The sequence below is a fragment of the Bradyrhizobium sp. NBAIM08 genome, from assembly GCF_020193935.1.
In the GTDB taxonomy this organism is placed as follows: domain Bacteria; phylum Pseudomonadota; class Alphaproteobacteria; order Rhizobiales; family Xanthobacteraceae; genus Bradyrhizobium; species Bradyrhizobium yuanmingense.
Map to the genome: position 1 here is coordinate 1 of NZ_JADYVR010001386.1, position 380 is coordinate 380.

At 57.4% G+C, this 380-nt stretch carries 1 protein-coding gene; it reads left to right on the forward strand.

The annotated features are described in order from the left end of the window. Window positions 1-380, forward strand: a 380-nt coding sequence (locus I6F37_RS45055; RefSeq protein WP_249795526.1) for a type I restriction endonuclease, incomplete at both ends; no start/stop codon positions are given.

A 380-nucleotide genomic window follows, 5' to 3' on the forward strand; every position in this document is an offset into this window, starting at 1 on the left:
GTTCAAGTCATCGACTTCGATCAGCTCGAGAACAACATGTTCCACGTCACTGAGGAATGGCAGTTCGCGAACGGCAAGTTCACGAACCGGATGGATGTCGTCTTCCTTGTCAATGGAATCCCGGTCGCAATGGTGGAAGCGAAGGCGGCGCAGAAGCGGGACGGAATCCAGATCGGCTTCAAGCAGGTCCGTCGATATCACGCCGAGACCCCCGAGATGCTCGCGGCGGTGCAGGTGTTCGACATCACGCACCTCATCAACTTCTATTACGGCGCGACCTGGAGCCTCGATCGTCGGCACCTCTTCAACTGGAAGGAGGAAGAGCCGGGCGACTTTGAACGCAAGGTCAAGCACTTTTTCGACCGTGAGCGGTTCCTCCG